Genomic DNA, 19249 nt, shown 5'->3' with positions numbered 1-19249 from the left:
ATAATGTGATTGAGGCATCCAAGTCAGAGGAATATTTGGATGATTGCTCGGCTTTGATTTATGCGGACATTCGCTATTTCAATAGAGTGGAACAACGGAATGGCGACAATTTTGATCGGTTCACTTTTAATTGGTATCACGCTTGGTCTTCTAGGATCGGGAGGATCTGCGATTACAGTGCCAATATTGGTATATCTGGTGGGGCACGGTGCGAAAGAGTCGATTGCAGAATCGATGGCGATAGTCGGTTTAATTTCGATTGCTGCGGCGGTTCCTTATGCAAATGCAAAACAGATCGACTGGCGGAGTGTTGCCTATTTTGGCCTGCCGGGCATGGTGGGGACATTCGTTGGAGCCTGGCTGGGCGGTCTGGCTGCGGAAGCGTTACAGCTTGTTGTATTCGGTAGTGTATTATTAGCGGCGGCATACATCATGTTTCGTCGAGCCAAAGGTTCAGGTATTTCTCCGGGTGATACAGATGAGCCAATTCATCGGGCACCAATCTGGCAAGTCATGCTGGAAGGGATTGTCGTGGGGACTGTGACTGGTTTTGTTGGGGTCGGTGGAGGTTTTTTAATTGTTCCCGCCCTGGTGATATTAGGAAAATTACCGATGCGGCTCGCCATTGGGACGAGTCTGGTCATTATCATCATCAATGCTTGTGTCGGTTTTGCCAAGTACGAACATTATTTACTGGCACATGAAATGACCGTGAACTGGCAGACGATCATGATCTTCACTTCCGTAGGAGTCTTCGGCAGTATCATTGGTCGCAAGATTAATGCGAGAATGAATCAGCAGGTGCTGAGGACCGTCTTCGCTGGATTCCTGGTTTTGCTCGGCGGCTTTGTGATTTTTCATGAGGGGAGCAAACTGGTTGCAACAAAAACGCATGCCGTGACAGAAATAAATATCAATTCAATGAATGATGCTGATTTCAAAATCAGTCCACACATAATTTAAAGGGAAACACGATGTTACTGAAATATTTCTATGACCAAAAGCTGGCACATGCTTCGTATCTGGTGGGGTGTCAGAAGACAAAGGAAGCAGTTGTCGTTGACCCCGGCCGAGATGTTGAGCAATATCTCGAAATGGCGGAACGTGAAGGGCTGAAACTGACCGCGGTAGCAGAGACTCATATTCATGCCGACTATGTTTCCGGTGCACGCGAACTGGCAGATCGAGTGGGTACAAAACTGTACTTATCTGATGAAGGGCCAGCAGAATGGAAGTATCAGTATGCATCGAATTATGATTCACAGTTAGTCAAAGATGGTGATGTGTTTCAGATCGGAAACATTAAATTTGAAGTCTTGCACACCCCCGGACATACTCCCGAGAGTATTTCATTTCTGCTGACAGACCAGGGGGGCGGGGCAGATGAGCCAATGGGGATCTTCACAGGCGACTTTGTCTTTGTGGGGTCGATTGGCCGACCTGATCTTTTAGAAGAAGCAGCCGGGATCAAAGGGAGTGCGGAAGCAGGCGCACGTCAACTCTACCACTCGGTTGAACGATTCAAACAACTACCCGATTATCTGCAAGTCTGGCCCGCTCATGGGGCAGGAAGTGCTTGTGGAAAAGGCTTGGGAGCGATTCCCTCGTCAACAGTGGGGTACGAAAAACGATTTAACCCGGCCCTTCAGTTTAAGGAGGAAACTTCGTTCGTTCACTATATTCTGGCGGATCAACCAGAGGCCCCCAAGTATTTTGCCGTGATGAAACGCGTCAATAAAGAAGGCCCCCGAGTTTTGGGTGAGACCAAGCGTCCTGGATTTCTTGATATCGGATGGCTCTCATCGGTTGTGAACGATGAGATGGTGCTCGATCTTTCTCCCTCCGCTGAGTTTGCAGAGGCTCATGTACCGGGGACGATTAACATTCCTCTTTCGATGCTGGCTGCATGGGCTGGCTGGCTTGTCGACTATGAGCAGACTGTCTATTTGATTGCCGCTGAATCACAGCTTTCTGAAGCGATGCGCGTGTTGCATAAGATCGGCATCGATCAGGTGCAAGGGGGATTTGAAAAATCGAAAGTACAGGAGTCTGGACTGGCTTCCGAGCGTTACGTTTCCTCGTCACCTGAGGAACTGGCACCACGTATTGAAGCGGGGGATGTCAGATTGATTGACGTGCGATCGGACTCTGAATGGAATGCCAGCCATATCCCTCAAGCAGAACATTACTTTTTGGGACATCTGGTTGATCAATTGAGTGAGTTGAAAACCAGTCAAACTGTCGTCGTACAGTGTCAGAGTGCGGCACGATCGGCGATTGCTGCCAGTATCATGCAGGCGTCTGGTTTTGACGTGATCAATCTGGCAGGTGGTTTCCAGGCCTGGAAGGAGGCCGGACTGGCGACGACTTCTATCCAAGCTGTTTCGTGCGGAACGGCTGGTAGTTCAACATGCTCTTAGGAGAACGAGAATGACTGACATTTTGGTTTTACTGACGATACTGGCTGCGTGGTTCGTCCTCAACGTGTGGGTACTGCCTCGGTTTGGGATGAAAACGTGCTTGAGCGGGTTTTGTAACATCGATTCACATACCAAATCATGTTCACATCAAAATAAAGTGAAATCAGATCTTGAACCAGTTCAACCTGATGAGCTGACAGGTTCGGACGTTTCGCAAACGGGAGATATCAAATGATTTCTGAAACCATTAATCAATCTGTTCAAAGCAGTCCAGTTCAAGAGACTCCTGATTCCATATTGCATCATCAAGTGGTAATTGTGGGCGGAGGAGCTGCGGGTATTACCGTGGCAGCGAAATTGACAAAGGGCTGGTTTAACGAGACCGACGTTGCCATTATTGATCCTGCTGACAATCATTATTATCAGCCTGCCTGGACCCTGGTGGGGGGCGGGACATATCGCAAAGAAGCCACTCGTCGGGATGAAGCTTCCGTGATTCCGAAGAAAGCAACCTGGATTCAGGATGCTGTCGTTGAATTTGATCCAAAGCATAATCTGGTCAAAACACGCGATGGGCGAACGATTCAATATGACTTTCTGGTAGTTTGTGCCGGCATTCAAATTAATTGGGATGCGATCACTGGTTTGAAGGACAGTATCGGAAAAGAGGGTGTCTGTAGTAATTACTCTTTTGAAACGGTCGGTAGCACATGGGAAAATATTCGGAATTTCAAAGGAGGGACTGCGATTTTTACGCAGCCTGTAACGGGGATTAAGTGTGGCGGTGCACCACAGAAAATCTGTTACCTGGCCGACGACTATTTTCGAAAAAGTGGCGTGCGGGATAAAACACATGTGATTTTCGCGTCCGGAAGCAATACCATCTTTGCCGTAGAGCGATACCGGAATGTTTTGGAAGGCGTGATAAAACGCAAGGAAATTGACACGCGTTTTAATCATAGTCTGGTTGCCATCAGTGCGGACACGAAGGAAGCAATTTTTCGGAACACGGAAACAGGTGAAGAAGTCTCGATTCACTATGACATGATCCATGTGACTCCTCCAATGGGGCCACCGGAATTTATTGCGAAGAGCCCTCTGGCGGATGAAAAAGGCTGGGTCGATGTCGATAAATATACGCTACAGCATGTGCGTTATTCCAATGTATTCGCACTGGGTGACAGCAGTAATCTGCCGACATCCAAAACGGCAGCGGCAATCAGAAAGCAGTCGCCGGTATTAGTCAAGAACCTGCAGTCATTAATTGCGGGAAAGCCGCTGACGGCAAAGTACGATGGTTATACCTCATGTCCGCTGGTGACAGGTTATGGAAAGCTCGTACTGGCAGAATTTGACTACGATAAAAATCCAGCAGAGACTTTTCCATTCAGTCAAGCCAAAGAACGGTGGAGCATGTGGCTTGTGAAGAAATATGTGTTACCTGTCTTGTACTGGAAAGGCATGTTAAAAGGGCGTGCCTGAAAGCTTGCTTTAAAGAACTGAAACTAGATTCACCCAGCATATAAAACTCAACGTGAAGGAAATAGAGAATGAAGTCACGATCTCTGCGGAATGGAATGATATTACTCTTTGTTTGTGTGGTCGCAGGCACAGCCCTGGCTCAACGTGGGCCAGGGCGCGGTCCCGGACGTGGAAGAGGGGGGCATGGTCAAGGGCAAGCCCATGATCGCGATCATCAGGATTTTCGGTTCCTGCTGATGAATCACCAGAAAATCAAGCGAACGGTTCAAGAATTGCCGAATGGCGTGAAAACGCTTACTGAATCCAACGATCCACAAGTGGCTGCAAAAATTAAAGAGCATGTGTACTGGATGAAAGAACGCATTGAAAAGAAACAGCCAATCCGGATGCGTGACCCTCTCTTTGCAGAACTTTTTAAACACGCAGATCAGATTAAGATGACGTATGAGAAAACAGCCAATGGGGTGCGCGTCACAGAAACTTCTGCCAATCCATATGTTGCTCAGTTGATTAAAGCACATGCGAAAGCGGTCTCCGGATTTGTCGAACGCGGTTTTCCGGAAGCCATGAAGAATCACCCTGTTCCTGGTCAGAACCAGACATCTCAGACAGAGAAAGAAAAGTATCTAAACCCAGTGATCAAGCAGTATGGAAAAGTCGTTCCACTTCCAGATGCAGCACAGCAACCCCGCGATGGAAGTAAGATCTGTGTTGATCTGACCAAAGGGGGCGAGGCCAACAAACTGAACCCCGGGATTGAGAAAGTGGCCCGTTATCTTAATATCTATCAGGGAGCCGGTAAATCACCAGCCAGCGTCCAGATTGCGATCGTGCTACACGGGGATGCCACGCTTTGTGTATTGAATGACGATGTCTACTCTCAGCGTTTTGGAACAGAAGGAAATCCAAACCTGGAGTTATTACACGAACTGCACGAAGCCGGTGTTGAGATTAATGTATGTGGTCAATCTTTAATTAGCAAAGGCGGAAAGCCGGAAGAGGTGGTGGTCTTTACGGATGTGGCTGTTTCCGCATTAACGTCGCTCGTCAACCTGCAGACTGATGGATACGCCTACGTTCCGTTATTGAAGTAGGAGTTCATGCCAATAGATCTGGAAGAGACGAGGAGAAAAGATTGCGATTGAACCGCTTCATTTTCGCTGGCTGTTTTTTAGTATGTGGTATCCTGGTTGCCAATCTGGCTGCACAGAAATCGGAACATGAGAATGTGTCCCCGATTCCTACTGAGTTTCCTCCGGGGGAACTCGGAGAAGTCATCAAGCTGGGCCGAGAGCTTGTCGAACAGACGAATACACATCCGTTGTCCCGGCCTTATGTCGGAAATGCTTTGTCTTGTAGTTCCTGTCATCTCAAGGCGGGGACGGTTCCGTATGCAGCCAGTTTTCTGGGAACAGCTGCCGCATATCCAGCCTGGTCGCCGCGTGAGAAACGGGTAATCACCTTGGAAGACCGCGTTTTAAACTGTTTCATGAGAAGCCAGAATGGAATTCGACCACCGAAGGGGAGCAAGGTCGCGATTGCAATTACTGCATATATTACGTGGCTTTCAACAGGCAGCCCATTGAAAATGAATCCAGAGAAACCGCTGGGCCCAAATCGTGTACGGCCGCTGAAGATCAAATCGGAGCAGGCAAATGCCCAACGAGGGAAAGGTCTGTATAACGACCAATGTGCAGACTGTCATGGGAAAGCAGGACAGGGGACTGAAGAGGGCCCCCCTGTATGGGGAGAGAAATCATATAACGCTGGCGCCGGCTTCAGTCGTAATGAGAAACTGGCTGCCTGGCTCAAGGTTGCGATGCCTCTAGACGATGCGAATCTGACAGAACAGGAGGCTCTGGATATTGCCGCCTATGTCAATTCACATCCACGTCCCCGATTTGTGCTGAAAGATCACTTGCCAGAAACAGATCGATTGGGAGTGTATGACTGGTGAGACTTACGTGTGATATCTTTGAATGTCACTAAGTCGCAGGCGTCTTGGAAGCTTCTGTGGGGACGGGAGTTACTTCCAGATTAATTTGCGTTGTCGGTAGTCGGACACTGGTTTTGCGGGGGGCCGCTTTACTTCCATCGGCTTTGATTTTGCTAAATTGAACGTCGGTTTTGACTTCGAATACCATTTGGTGCAGACCGGTGAGTGCCTTTTTGTTAACCGTGATTTCGACTTCCCCTTCCGATTTATTGGCGGGAATTGTGATGACTTTGGAGGAAATATTGTCCGGATTGACGACGGGGATTAATTGAACGGCTTCTTTGAAGTCGCCTCGTCGTGTGACTTTAACCGGCACCTTCATTTTTTGATCGGACTGGGTCTTCCAGGTTTTACCGGCACCAATTGTGACCAGAAAAGGAGCATCTTCTTCTGTTACAGACAAAATTGTTTCGCGTGTACGGCGTGAGCGGGGAATGAAGCGGGCCGTTCTCCCCAGGGACATGACTGCACTGGCTTCTGCAACGCGGGTTTCCGGTTTGTCGTTGATGACTGCTTCACCGATGACCTGAATTGGGCCGTTCCAGTTATTAACGGTATCATCGGCTTTGAAAATTAACGCTGCCGTCTGCTGGTAAGGGCGTACGGTTGTTGGTTCGCAAGTGACTCCTTTGGGGAGCCCCTTGACGGAGAGCTTTACGTCCCCTTCAAAGCCATCCCAACGATAAACGAGTACATCAATGCGTTCGGTTCCGCCACGACGTAATAACGTTGACCAAGGCTCGCGATTTCTGTTTTGCGGGCCAAGATCTTCCGGGTAGTGCGTGGTTGTAACCAGCCGGAAATCAGGCTGCTCTTTCCGAATGGAAAGTCGGTAAACGAAACGTGCATCGCCGCGTGACATGAAATACATATCGCGGAGCATGATTCGATAGGTTCCATCAGCGGGGGCGACAAAGCGATATCCGGGATCATCGGTCTTGGAATTGAACGAGTAGCGGCCTGTATTCAGAACGCGTGTTCTTCTGCCGATGCCCGCCAGCGTCTGGTCATCAATTTCTTTCAAATCGACGGCGGTTCCATCTGGCTTGACCTGTTGTAAAACCAGAAACGGGTCGGTGCCGACTCCCAGACGTTGGGAGAGCACTTCAATTTGAAAGACGTCTCCCTTTTTGGCTTTGAAGTCGTACCAGTCACGATCGCCGCGGTTTGCGAACCTGCCTGTGATCTCGCAGGGAACGTTTACAAGTTGCGTCGTTTCAGGAGTGTTGTTTGGTTCGTTTTCTGAAACCTGCTTCTCTGTGGCGAAACCGATAAAGACGGAATTTGAAGGACCATTTTTTGCCGGTAAGCGGTATTCGAATCCTTCCATGCTCTTAGAGGGGGCCGCGACCATCGAGCCGAAGCGAAGACGCTGGAATGTTTCGATGGCTGGTTCAGCGGGAGCGGAAGATGGAACGTCAATCTGAACGGTCAACTGTTCCAGAGGTTTACCGCAAGGCAGCATGTCTGACGTCCTTTTTCCGCCAGGGAGATTGCGTCCAAATAAGGTAAACGTATCTGTTGTCCCGGGGACTCCTGCGGGAGGAAAGACATAATCGATGTAAGGTCCATCATTGATGGTCAGCCGATAAAAACAGGGGTTATTTCTCCCACCAACGTAGCGTCCGTCTGCATAGAGGAGATCGTGAATCTGGATTGTGTAGATTCCATCTTTAGGAGGCGTGAAGTCGAGAATCAGATCGTGAAACGTGGTGTCTCGCGCTTCCTGAAGCTGGCGCCCTTCCGAGTCGAACAGTGTCAGGATGGGTTCCCAATAGGCATCAATTTGTTTGGCTTCGCACAGGATTAATAATCGTTGTCCCTGTTTGGCCTTGAACTGAAAGGCATCGAAATCGCCGGCCGAGATGACGCCGTTGATGATAGTGCCGGCTTGTACCTGCTGCGACTGATCAATCTGATTATTGGGTTCTGTTTCCAGGACTTCTGGAAGTGAACTGATTACAAAGGAGCGCGGGGAGGAGACTCCGTAGTAACCGCTGGCCCGCACTTCATAAGCGCCCTGTGGAACGTCCGGTGTGACCGAGACGATGAATGTATTCGGGACAGTTGCTGTCGTTTTGGTTTTGGCATTCTGTTTCTGTTTGGGAACGGCTGTGATACCAGGGTGTGAAAAGTGTAAGGAAGAAACCTGTTCCAGATTAACGCCGGTGATTTTGACTTCGACTTCTGTCCCTTGTTGGGCTCCTGTTGGCTGGATCGAGGACAGAGTGGCTGCAGGCAACTGGGCCCAGGCAGATTGGTCCAATGGCAATGTCAGTGCGAGCAGTAATAACGCGGCGAAGCCGACTAACGTTGAAATACTTTTTGGCATGCTACTCATCAGACATTATTCCCGTACTGGAGTCTGATCTAAAACCAGACTGAAAGCAGTGATCTCAATTCGCGATTCGATGGCAGGAGAGACGCCATCCTGAAATCGCAGAAAAAGTTCCTCATTTAGTGGTTATAGAGAAACTCTTTGGTATTAAAGATGGCCCAGAGCAGGTCTTCATATGCTTTGGATTTGGTTTTGTATTGATGGTTTTTTAAATGGTTGGCCGCGATTTTGAGTTCATCGGCTCGCGGAGGACGACTGAAAGCACGAAGATATAACTCTTTAATTTGCTGCTCTTCCGTTTTGTCTTTCTGCTTGCTCAGTTGAGTTGGTCGACTGGCTGAAGACGATAGCTTTCGAAGGATATCTGTTGACGTTAACAGATAGAGACTTTGGCGCAAGTCGCCATCTTGAGAACGTTCGCATTCACAGGCCGACTGGGCTTTGGGACGACCAAAGAGTTCCAAAAATTCGTTGGAGAAGTTCTTAGAGCTATCGGGAAGCTGAACGGCTTTCGTTTCTGGTGGAAGCGTTCTAAAGCGAGTATTGGAACCGAGTAACTGGTCAATGGCGTCGAGTACGACTTCTGCATTCATGCGACGCGGATAAAAGCGGGAGAAGAACTGATCGTCATTCAGGTTATAGCCATTGGTTTCAACGCTCAACTGGTATGTTTTTGACTGACAGATCAGTCGGGCTAATTGTTTAAGATCAAAGCCGCTGTTAATGAATTCCTGACGTAACTGTTCCAACAGTTCCGGATTCGAAGGGGGATTGGTTTCCCGCAGGTCGTCTTCTGCATCGACGATTCCTTTTCCAAAGAAATGTTTCCAGTAACGGTTTACCAGGACCGTTGCAAAATACGGGTTTTCTGGTTTCACCATCCAGTCGACGAGTTGATGACGAGGGTCATCATCGGCGGGAATGGTAAGAGGTTCCGCACCCAGTCCGGCTGGTTTCAGAGTTTCACCGGTCGCCGGGTGTTTGACGGAAGCGGTTCCTCGCTTGTGAAAAATACGTTCTTCGAAGTAGGTCGGGTTGCCATCGACGCTGATTTTTCGATCGACTTGTGAAAAGAAGGCGGCTAACTGATAGTAATCCTGCTGGCTCCATTTTTCGAATGGATGGTGATGGCAACGGGCACACGTAATACGCACGCCCAGAAAGACCTGCGACATATTTTCGACCTGGTCTTCCATCTTCGAGACTTCCCGATACCAGACTGCAGGCGGGTGCTGAGTGACATCGCCTGAAGCAGTGAGGATTTCACGCACGAACTGGTCATAACTTTTATTCTGGCGGAAGCTTTCACGAATCCAGTGATGGAATGAAAAAGTGCCGCGACGATGCTCGGGAGCACTGCGTGCGTTTCTTAACAAGTGAATCCATTTGCTGGCGAAGTAGTCGGCATATTCGGGGCTGTCGAGTAACTGCTCGATTTTCTTATCGCGTTTATCCGGACTTTGATCAGCAAGAAACAATTTTGTTTCTTCCAGAGAAGGCAGGCGGCCCGCCAGATCAATGGTGACGCGTCGTAAGAATTGATCGTCAGCACAGAGAGGGGAAGGGGGGATACCTAATCGTTCCAGTTTTGCAAAGACCGCTTTATCGATTGGATTATCGGATTTGTGTGGGTTTTCAACAGGATATCCAAAGGGGATAATCCCCCGGAACGCACTGACCTGGCCTCCAAAAACGACGACAACAGCAAATTCGCCCTGGCGATCCTGGGCTTTGATGAGACCGGTGTCGCCAATCTGCACCATCGATTCTTCGTTCGAATGATAAATTGTGAGATGAGTGACATCTTCCACAAAACCATTGGCGTAATGGGCAATCACGGACAATTGCTGCTCTGCTTCTGTCTGTAAAACACGTTCTTTAGGGAAGACTTCGATATGAGAGACGATCGCATCCGACTTGTTTCCCCGCGGTGTACCGCCCTGGATCCAGTCGTGGATCGTCTGATAGGCGACTGATTCTTCATTGAAACGTTTTCCGCCGCCGTGAGGAATGCTGGAAGTCGCTTTCTTAAGCAGCAGACTTTGATCGGGGATGGCTTGCGAGATACGGCGTCCGCGGGCCTGTTTCACAATCGAGTTATAGTCTTTGACTGAGTCAGAGCCGAACAACGAAAGCTCAAAGCCGTTTTGTCCGCGTGGTTTTCCGTGACATGTATTACAACTGTGCTTGCTGAGCAGGGGCATGATCCGATCATCAAAACCGGGAGCGGCATCAGTTAACGGTTTGACCATGAGCTGAGTCGATGCGACTTGTCCACCAGGAAGTTGTGCTTTGATCGTGACCTTACCGGCGTGCAGCGGGGTCACTCGACCGTTTTCGTCAATAGAGACGTTTTCTTCCGGGGATGCCTGGAAGACGACGTGGCGGGTCTGGTCTGACTGCCGATTCTGTTCGTCTGTCCCAATCACCTGTAACTGTAGACGCGAATAGCGGTCGGCCAGAATATGATGAGGCTGTTCGAATTCTAATTTCAGCTTGGTTTTTGTTTCCGTGCTCGATCGTTCTTCTGCCGTTTTCTCAGCTGCGAAGATGCTCGCAGATTGAGAAATGAACAAGGCGAGGAGTAGCACGCAGTAATGAATATATCTGGAATGCATGGAAGCCCCTCAAGACTGCAATGTCTATCGAATATGAAATTCACGTTCTGAAAAAAGAACTCGATTAAATCAGTTCGCTGATCGGTTCACCGGAGGCAAGAATGCGTGTCGGTCGACCGGCGTGATCGTAGTAGGGGTGGTGTGGGTCAATATTGAGGTAATGATAGATGGTTGCCAGTAAATCATTCGGATCCAGTGGACGATCTTTGGGCTCTTCGGCTTTATCTGTCGTGGAACCGATAACCTGCCCCATTTTCATGCCACCGCCCGATACGATGACCGACTGGGCTTTGGCATAGTGGCCTCGCCCAACGCCTCGATTAAAGTTGATTTTGGGAGTGCGCCCGAATTCACCGGCAATGACGACCATGACTTTCTTATCGAGACCACGTTGATAGATATCTTCGATCAGAGCACTCACGGCCTTGTCATAGATGGGGAGACGCAGTTCCAGTTCTTTAAAGATATGCCAGTTCACGGCATGATCGTCCCAGTTATGCGACTTTCCAACACCGGAACGCTGCATGACCATCGAGACGAAACTGCAGCCGGATTCCACCAGACGGCGTGCGAGTAAAGCACGTTGTCCCCAGGTGTGTCGGCCATACATGTCTCTGATATGATCGGGTTCTTTTGAAATATCAAAAGCGCTGCGGACTTTTTCGCTGGTTAATAGCCCCAAAGCCTGTTTGTTAAACTTGTCCAGGGAATCCATCGAACCAGACTGGTCAAGTTCGCGACGGAAGTTATCGAGGCCTTTTAACAGGGCCGCGCGATTATCCAGCGAATCTGCCAGCTCGGGAGGGGGCGAAATATTTTTAACCTGGAAATTCGCCGCGTTTGGATCTCCGCTTACAACAAACGGGTTAGCGGCTTTCCCAAGATACGCGCTGCCCGCGTATTGAATGCCGCCATTGTAACTGGAGACAAAATTAGGAACGCCGTAGTCCATCTTTTCTCGGTATTTGGCGACGACGGCTCCCATGGAAGGGTATACGTTTTCATTCATCGCAGGTCGTGGTGGATTGTAGCCGGTTAAGAATCGCTGTGCACCATCCTGATGCCCGTTCCACTTGTGAGTGATCGAGCGGATCAAAGTGAATTTATCTGCAATCTTTGCCTGTTGCGGCATATGCTCACAGATATCCAAACCGGGGACATTGGTTGGAATCTGTGCAAACGGACTGCGTATGTTGTCGGGGGCTTCGGGCTTCATATCGTACATATCGATATGACTTGGCCCCCCTTGAAGCCAGATGAGGATTACCGATGTATCGGGAGTTGAAGCTTTCGAAGCGGACTTGGATTCTGCAGCCTGGGCTTGATGTCTGAGCAGGTCAGTGAGGCTGATTCCGCCTAAGGCAAGGGAACCCATCTCCAAAAAACTCCGTCTTGAAACAGGACCGGCACAACGAAGATTCTGCAGCGACATCTTGTGGCTCCTTAATGGAAATCGCGTTAGGTTTGAGGCGGGCATTCGAGGCAGGTTCCTCGGGATGAGGAATTGTACCGACCGCTGGTGGGAACGCACTTAAGTCGATATCTCATCATCACTATCGACCACATTATATATTATACATGATAAAAACCGGGATACAAGTGAATTTCACTCCTAGGCAAACTTTGCTGATTAGAAAAACTACAGCAATTTACGATGTTTCTGGTCTCATTAACTGTTGTTTTCAGATTGGTCAGCATTCGCCGGGTAAAGCCAGTTTTGCAGCAACCAGCTTAAAGCAGGAATCATAACCCAAGTCATGAGGGGGACAGTAATGGTCGTTGTGATGGCGCTGCCAATCAGAAAGTGCAGTTCGCTCGTGAAGGGGCGTATGATATTGATGATGGGAATGATGGTCACATAGACGGCAATCCAGACAATGATTGCCATTTTGTATTTTGGGGGATGCACCATTGAATGCTGGTCGTCGTGATGAGAAAATTCAAACCAGGTTTCCAGGCCTGTGTTGTGGGTCACGGCTGGCGGGCAATGTTCCAATGCGTGCAAACGTGACACCCAGTGTTCGCGCTCGGGGGATCGCTTCCAGTTATCAAGATTTTCCTGTTTGTCAAAACGCAGGATAATCTGGTAGGTCGGTTTTGAGTGGGACTTTTGTTTAAGAACAGTCGTTCCCATGTGACCGGGAAATTTGAGCGATGCCTGAATGGTACTGGTTAGAGTCTGTTTCCATTCATCCTCGTTTCCAGGAGCGGGATGGGCCGTCACCAGCATCGTGACCGGATCAGTATTTATTGATTCCATGCAGCCTTTGCTTTCCTGTAGTTTTGTAGATAGTTCATTCATCTCAAATTTCACAAATAGCATCGATATCTTATCGCTGAGCTTGTGTTGAATAGAACAGATTGAGATATCTGTTTTCTCTATTTTCAAAAATTTGGTTGTAAAATACAGCAGTAAAACACCTTATGAGTACGACATTGTCAACCTGGATAGCCACGGATTTTTCGGTCCCTAAATTCATCTATACAACTTTTAAATTATCTGATAATTGAGCTCTGCTTTCCCGATATATTTAAATGTAACCAATCGATTAAGACGGCCTCTCGGGATGAGCGGCTAAGGGTTGTAAAAAGTGCAAGAGTTTGGTGGAAGGATTCACATCAATGGACTGTGTGTCACATAAAAGTCTGTTTTCTCTGTTACTGCTTGGATTGCTCCAGGTGGGTTGTAGTTCGATGAACCATACCGAAGCGGGTGCAGCGAATGGGGCAGGCCTTGGTGCGGTGACTGGTGCGATTATTGGCAGTCATTCAGGGAATTCGGGAGCCGGTGCATTAATTGGAGCGGCAACCGGAGGACTGGCTGGAAGTCTGATTGGAAATGCCGAAGATGCACGTGAAGAACGCGACGTTGCCATTGCTCAGGCAAATCACGAACGGATGGCGCGGGCTGCAATTAAAAATAGTGATGTGATTCAAATGTCACATAGTGGTGTGAGTGATTCTGTGATTATGGGCGCCATTCGCAGCCAGGGTGGTGCGTTTGACCTGAGCCCGCAGACAATCATTTCACTTAAGCAGCAGGGAATCAGCGATCCCCTGATTGAATTTATGCAGCAGCATAATTTTGTCTCTGCCGCTGAACCGATTGTTGTGAAGCAGCGACCGACGACAGTGGTGACTCAGCCGTCAGTTGTTTATGTCACACCCCGTCCGCGGCGGCGTTATGTCCGGCCTCATACAGGTATCCATGGTCATTTTCACTTTTAACGATTCGAGATCACCATCTGCGCGGCGTCCTTGTTTTTCCAGTCGACAGTGAGCCATAAAATCGCCTGCCCATCTTGACTGCCGGTTGCGACGTATCGACCGTTGGGTGAGAAATCAACTGAAGTAACCCCTTGCGTGTGGCTACTAAGCGTGAGGATTTCTTTTCCTGTTTCTGCGTCCCAGAGTTTTGCCGTACCGTCTTCACTGGCTGTGAATGCACGGCTGTCATCGGGAGAAAATACGACAGAAGCAACAGGTGCCGTGTGACCGGCGAGAACCGTTTTCTTTTGAGTGGCAATGTCCCAGATGATGGCGTTGTTGTCTTCAGAGCCGGAAATCAGATGTTTGCCATCATGCGAATAGGCGACTTCGAGAACAGGCCAGGCATGTCCTTTAAACGTGGTCTTTTTCTGACCGGTTTTGGCATCCCACAATACGAGTGTTTTGTCATCTGATGCGGTTACGATCTGTGAGCCGTCAGGGGAAAAGATCGCGCTTTTGACATGAGTACCAGGCTGTTCGAGTGTTAATAGCACCGCGCCACTGTTGGCATCCCAGAGCTTCGCTGTGCCGTCATCGCTGGCAGTCAGAATCTGTTTCCCATCGGGAGAGTAGCGTACGGTATTCACGTAACCTTGATGCTTTTGTTCCAGTTTCTTTTCAGCATGCCCTGTTTTGGTATTCCAGATTTTCGCGGAGTTATCCCAGCTGCCAGTGACGAGCCAGTTTCCGTCAGGTGAGAACGAGGCGGAAGCGACAACGCCATGTGGATGAAAAGCCATGATCTGCTTGGCGGTCATCCCGTTCCAGAGACGGGCATCCCGGCCACCGACTGTCAGGATCGAGTCGTGATAAGGCGAAAAAATAGCAGTCCATAACATGCCACCTTGTTTTTTGAAATCGAGAAATGGATTTAACTTCCCGTTTTTACCGGGAACCAGCAACTCTTTTCCCGTATCAACAGACCAGACTTGAATCACCCGCTGTTGAACATTGGCTGTGAGTAATCGTTTATTGTCGTGCGAAATACTGACCGAATTAATCAATCCGTTTGCCGGTTTAATCGTCTGTACGACTTCCGGTTTGGTAAGGTCCCAGATTCTGACCAAGCCATCGGCACAGCTGGTGACGGCCTGTTTTCCGTCCGCAAAGACAGCCATCGACAGAATGGCATCGGGATGTTTTAAAATCTGTTCCCGGTTTTCTTTACCGGTTTTGAGATCCCAGTTGCCGACGGTGTTATCGCCGCTGGCAGTGAGGAGCGTTTTTCCATCGGCTAGAAATTTGAGAGCGGAAATTCGCCGAGTATGACCTTCGAGACGATGCAGCAGTTTGCCGGTAGCGACCTCCCAGAGCATACATCGGCCCCGGGCATCTCCGCTGGCACAGAAACGCAGGTCGGGAGAAAAGGTGACTGCACTGACTTCAGATCGGTGCCCCTTCATTTCCCGAATCAATTTCCCTGTCTCGATATTCCAAATGCGAACAGTTTTTTGATCGCTGCCTGTCAGCAGGAAACGTGAGTCAGATGAGACGTCAATTGCGGCGCTGCGGCCGGTGTGTTCGAATCGCTTGTGCTCAGTCCCCGTCTGAATGTCCCAGATGCGTACGGAATTATCGACGGCGGCCGTTGCCAGACGTTTCTGGTCGGGTAAAAAGACCGCATTCGATGCCAGGAAGGCATGGCCTTCCGTGAATTCAATTTGTGGTTGTCCGGTTGCGACATTCCAGGAAATAGCGGTTTTGTCACGGCTGGCAGTCACCAGTTGTGTGCCGTCTCTCGAGAACGAAACATCCAAAATGGCGTCGACGTGCTGTGCGAGGACTCTGCCTTTTAAGGTCCGGATTTCTTCATAGTCAGCGATGTTCCATAATTTTAGTCGTGCATCATGGCTGGCTGAGAGGATCCATTTGCCATCCTTCAGCAGTGTCGCTGCCTGGACCCAACTATCATGTCCTCGAAATGTCTTCAGGGCTTTTGTCGTTTCGATATCCCAGAGCTTCACAGTGTTATCGTGGCTGGCAGAGATAATCATGGAACCATCGGGCGTGAATTCGGCGGATTGAACACTTTCCTGATGTCCGTCGAAAGCGATAAACGGGGGGGGCTCATTTTTCTTGCCAGAAACGATCTTATTAAAGTCATAAGGAACGATGTCTTCCGGTCTCCATAACAAGACTCTCCGATCATAACCGCTGGTCACAACATGCGTGCTGTTCGCGTCGGGGGAAAAGTGAGCGGAATAAACGGGGCCCTGATGACCGGTGAAGGGGGCGCCCTGTTTTCCCGTTTCTACGGACCAGATGACGGCGGTTCCATCCTGGCTGGCGGTAACGATACGGCGTTCATCGGTCGAGAAATTGGCATCCCAGACCCACCAGTTATGTCCCCAGAAACGTCTAAGCTGATTTCCCGAAGCAACATCCCAGAGTCGCGCCGTTTTATCGTAGGAGCTGGTCAGCAGTTTCGTTCCATCTTTTGAATAGCTGATGCTCAAGATACCTTCAGTGTGACCTTTATCAAACGGCATTTTTTGTTTGGGGTTCTCAAAGGTACGCTGGATTTGTAAATGTGTTTCCAGGTCCCAGAGTTTGATAAAGCCTGTTCGGTCTTCACTGCCTGTCGCCAGAGTTTTCCCATCGGGACTGAAGGCAACCGCTAAGACCGGGTTTTTGTTGTGATCAAACTTGGCGAGCATTTTTCCGCTGGCCCGATCCCAGAGCCGTGCGAAACCGTCTTTACCACCAGTAACGAACTGAGTTCCGTTATGGGAAACGGCCAGAGCATCAACTGGTGCCTGCGCATTGAATGTCCTGCTACTTTGCGAACAAAGGTGCATCAGACGTCCCCATTCCCAGTTGCGGAGTTTCTCAGGGCAGCCGTTAAGTAATTGAATGGCACTTTCAAATGCATTTTCATCAATCTTAGCGGCAGCCAGACCGATACGGGCTATGTAGGCTTCGTACTCTTCTGCCTGTTTTGCTTTTTCTGCTTTATCCCTCTCTGCTATTGCCGTCATTTTTGCCTTTTCTGCAACATCCTTAGCAACAATGGCCTGTTTTTCAGATTCCACTGCTTTATTGCGGGCAATTTCTTCCTGAACGCGGGCTTCATCCGCTTTTTGTCGCGCGACTGCTTCTTCTGCCCGTGCTGCATCGGCTTTCTTACGTTCCTCAATTGCAGTGTCGCGTTCCGTTTCCGCGAGTTCCTCTGCTTTCAAGGCGCGATCTGCTTCAGCTCGAATCCAAAAGAAGGCTCCAGTGACGACCACCAAAACGGTTGCCAGCATACCGACAAAGACCCGTTTTGCAGTGCGAAGCCGTTGTTGTCGTGCATCACGTTCTGTCTGGGCTGAGCGGATCTGTTCGATGAGTTCCGCGTGTGCTGGATTCTTTTCGTTCAACAAGGACAAGCCAAGATCAAAATCGCCTTTCGTATATGCTGTGCTGGCGTAGCTCAATGTCGTTTTGTCTGCGCCTGCTTGCGCTGCATGATTTTCGGGCCAGAGAGACAGTGCTTCCTGAAATCCAAATAAGGCACGCGAAAACAGTTCGTAATTTTCTGATGCTTTCGCTCCTTTTAAATCGGAATGTGCTCTCGTGGCGAGTGAAATACTTTCCGAATGAGACTGGTACTCCATGATGGCTTTTTGCAACGCCTGCACGCTGGGGTAGCGGTCTTTTTGTTGCGTGGCCATCGCTTTCATAGCGATATCAACGAGTTCGCCTTTTTTCTCGGTGGGAACAATTTCATTCTTTGCCGCCGCCATCAGACATTTCATGGCAGTTTTACCGGTATGTGGTGGGCGTCCTGTGAGGATTTCGTATAAGATCGCCCCTAAAAGGTACACATCAGAGAGCGGCGAGATTTTATCGACGGGCCCGGTTGCCATTTCGGGAGCCATGTAAGCAGGTGTCCCGCCCATGCTGGATGTCGTGATGATGCTGCTGGACTTGCGAAATCCGGATGTTGATTGTGCCAGCCCCCAGTCCATCACCAGAACTTCGCCGAACTCACCGAGCATCACGTTTTCTGGTTTTAAATCGCGATGCACAACGCTGCGGGAGTGTGCGAACGCAACAGCGTCGGCGACTTTCATCAGAATATTGAGATTTTCGGCGAGCGAATTCTTACGAATCGTTTTCAGCCAGGGGCGGCCTTCGACTTTTTTCATCGAGTAGTACAGAGCGCCGCTATTGTTGCTACCCACGTCATAAATGGGAACGATGTTGGGATGATCTAATTCACCCGTGACAACTGCTTCTGCTAAAAATTTGTGTCTCTGATCACGGTTTTTGGCCGTTTTGGCTTTCAGCATTTTGACCGCAACCTGCCGGTCGATTGACGTCTGTCGCGCGGTATAGACAACGCCCATACCACCCTGACCGAGTACTTCCAGTAATTCGTACTCGGCATTATTTAAATATTCCGACTTTGTTTTATCACTGAAGTCTCGTTTTTTAATGACCAGTGATGTCTGGTTTGTCAGATCTTCACCCGGAATATCATCGGCTTTGATGGTCATCTCCGGGCCTTCAGGCATCGTGGCCATGCCATCACCCCAGGCCGAATTCATTGTGGCCACCAATTCCGGAGGGACATCATCAGAGACAATTGTGGCGTCTATATCCTGCGGTGTATTGTGGTCTTCAACTAAAGTTGCACCAATCTCGGAAGCGTTTTCAGACTCGTCGAGCACTAGAGTCTGGTCGTTTACAGATTCAGAGCGTTCTTCTTCAGGGCTTTCACTGATGGTTTGCGCGCCGGCCCATTCCGCATGATCTTCTTCGGTGATTGTTCGCTCAAGGTCCACAGCTGCGGGGTCGACGATAGTAGCATTGATGTCTTCTGAGGCATTGTCTTCGACAATTGTCTGATCGTTTAACGAGAAGTCGTCTGCGGTACCCAATTCCGAATCGGAATCGTTTTGGGTCTGATAAATGTCTTCAGAGCTGGAATCTTCCAGTATTTCATTCCCATCGGCAGAGATCGTTTCAGACTCCCATTGATCGGAAATGATGGTCTGATCATTTTCAGGTGCGTGGTCTTCGGAATCAAATTCGAAATCGGATTGCGTCTGATCGTTGAGAAGATTCTCATCGTCAGACGATTCATCATTTCGTTGATCTTTGTCTGGAATGTCGTTCATAATGTTACCCGCATGCT

General features: G+C 49.3%; 11 protein-coding genes. 6 read left to right on the top strand and 5 right to left on the bottom strand.

Annotation, left to right across the window (positions count from 1 at the left end; translation table 11 throughout):
- Nucleotides 1–99: 99 nt before the first annotated feature.
- The 5 genes from Pan241w_RS14785 (at nucleotide 100) to Pan241w_RS14765 (ending at nucleotide 5859) form a co-directional block, all read left to right on the top strand.
- Nucleotides 100–963, top strand: coding sequence for a sulfite exporter TauE/SafE family protein (locus Pan241w_RS14785; protein ID WP_145217164.1), 864 nt, complete (start codon nucleotides 100–102; stop codon nucleotides 961–963).
- Between the two features lie 11 nt (nucleotides 964–974).
- Nucleotides 975–2420, top strand: a complete 1446-nt coding sequence (locus Pan241w_RS14780) for an MBL fold metallo-hydrolase (RefSeq protein WP_145217161.1) — start codon at nucleotides 975–977, stop codon at nucleotides 2418–2420.
- A 231-nt stretch (nucleotides 2421–2651) separates the two neighbouring features.
- Nucleotides 2652–3902, top strand: coding sequence for an NAD(P)/FAD-dependent oxidoreductase (locus tag Pan241w_RS14775; protein ID WP_145217159.1), 1251 nt, complete (start codon nucleotides 2652–2654; stop codon nucleotides 3900–3902).
- Nucleotides 3903–3970: 68 nt separating this feature from the next.
- Nucleotides 3971–4996, top strand: a complete 1026-nt coding sequence (locus tag Pan241w_RS14770) for a DsrE family protein (RefSeq protein ID WP_145217156.1) — start codon at nucleotides 3971–3973, stop codon at nucleotides 4994–4996.
- A gap of 104 nt (nucleotides 4997–5100) precedes the next feature.
- Nucleotides 5101–5859, top strand: a complete 759-nt coding sequence (locus Pan241w_RS14765; protein WP_390621022.1) for a c-type cytochrome — start codon at nucleotides 5101–5103, stop codon at nucleotides 5857–5859.
- Nucleotides 5860–5887: 28 nt separating this feature from the next.
- On the opposite strand, the gene Pan241w_RS14760 is transcribed toward Pan241w_RS14765, so the two are convergent.
- The 4 genes from Pan241w_RS14760 to Pan241w_RS14745 all read right to left on the bottom strand — a co-directional run bounded on the left by Pan241w_RS14760 (nucleotide 5888) and on the right by Pan241w_RS14745 (nucleotide 13156).
- Nucleotides 5888–8239 carry a hypothetical protein gene (locus tag Pan241w_RS14760; RefSeq protein ID WP_145217150.1) on the bottom strand — a complete coding sequence of 784 codons (2352 nt, stop codon included), beginning with the start codon at nucleotides 8237–8239 and terminating at the stop codon, nucleotides 5888–5890.
- A gap of 116 nt (nucleotides 8240–8355) precedes the next feature.
- Nucleotides 8356–10854 carry a DUF1549 and DUF1553 domain-containing protein gene (locus Pan241w_RS14755; RefSeq protein ID WP_145217147.1) on the bottom strand — a complete coding sequence of 833 codons (2499 nt, stop codon included), beginning with the start codon at nucleotides 10852–10854 and terminating at the stop codon, nucleotides 8356–8358.
- A gap of 64 nt (nucleotides 10855–10918) precedes the next feature.
- Complete coding sequence (locus Pan241w_RS14750; protein WP_145217144.1) at nucleotides 10919–12286, bottom strand: DUF1501 domain-containing protein; 1368 nt, start codon at nucleotides 12284–12286, stop codon at nucleotides 10919–10921.
- 237 nt (nucleotides 12287–12523) lie between these two features.
- Nucleotides 12524–13156: an antibiotic biosynthesis monooxygenase gene (locus Pan241w_RS14745; protein ID WP_197999936.1), complete on the bottom strand. Its 633-nt coding sequence runs from the start codon at nucleotides 13154–13156 to the stop codon at nucleotides 12524–12526.
- A 320-nt stretch (nucleotides 13157–13476) separates the two neighbouring features.
- On the opposite strand from Pan241w_RS14745, the gene Pan241w_RS14740 reads away from it, so the two are divergent.
- Nucleotides 13477–14082, top strand: coding sequence for a glycine zipper domain-containing protein (locus Pan241w_RS14740; RefSeq protein ID WP_145217138.1), 606 nt, complete (start codon nucleotides 13477–13479; stop codon nucleotides 14080–14082).
- Here the strand turns inward: Pan241w_RS14740 and Pan241w_RS14735 are convergent.
- Entirely contained in the window at nucleotides 14079–19232 is a 5154-nt protein-coding gene (locus Pan241w_RS14735; RefSeq protein WP_145217135.1) for a protein kinase domain-containing protein, read from the bottom strand. The two genes, Pan241w_RS14740 and Pan241w_RS14735, sit on opposite strands and share 4 nt — an antisense overlap.
- Nucleotides 19233–19249 lie beyond the last annotated feature (17 nt).

The sequence above is a fragment of the Gimesia alba genome (assembly GCF_007744675.1).
GTDB lineage: Bacteria > Planctomycetota > Planctomycetia > Planctomycetales > Planctomycetaceae > Gimesia > Gimesia alba.
Note: the sequence above shows the minus strand (reverse complement) of the source record. Positions and strands in the feature narration are given on the sequence as shown.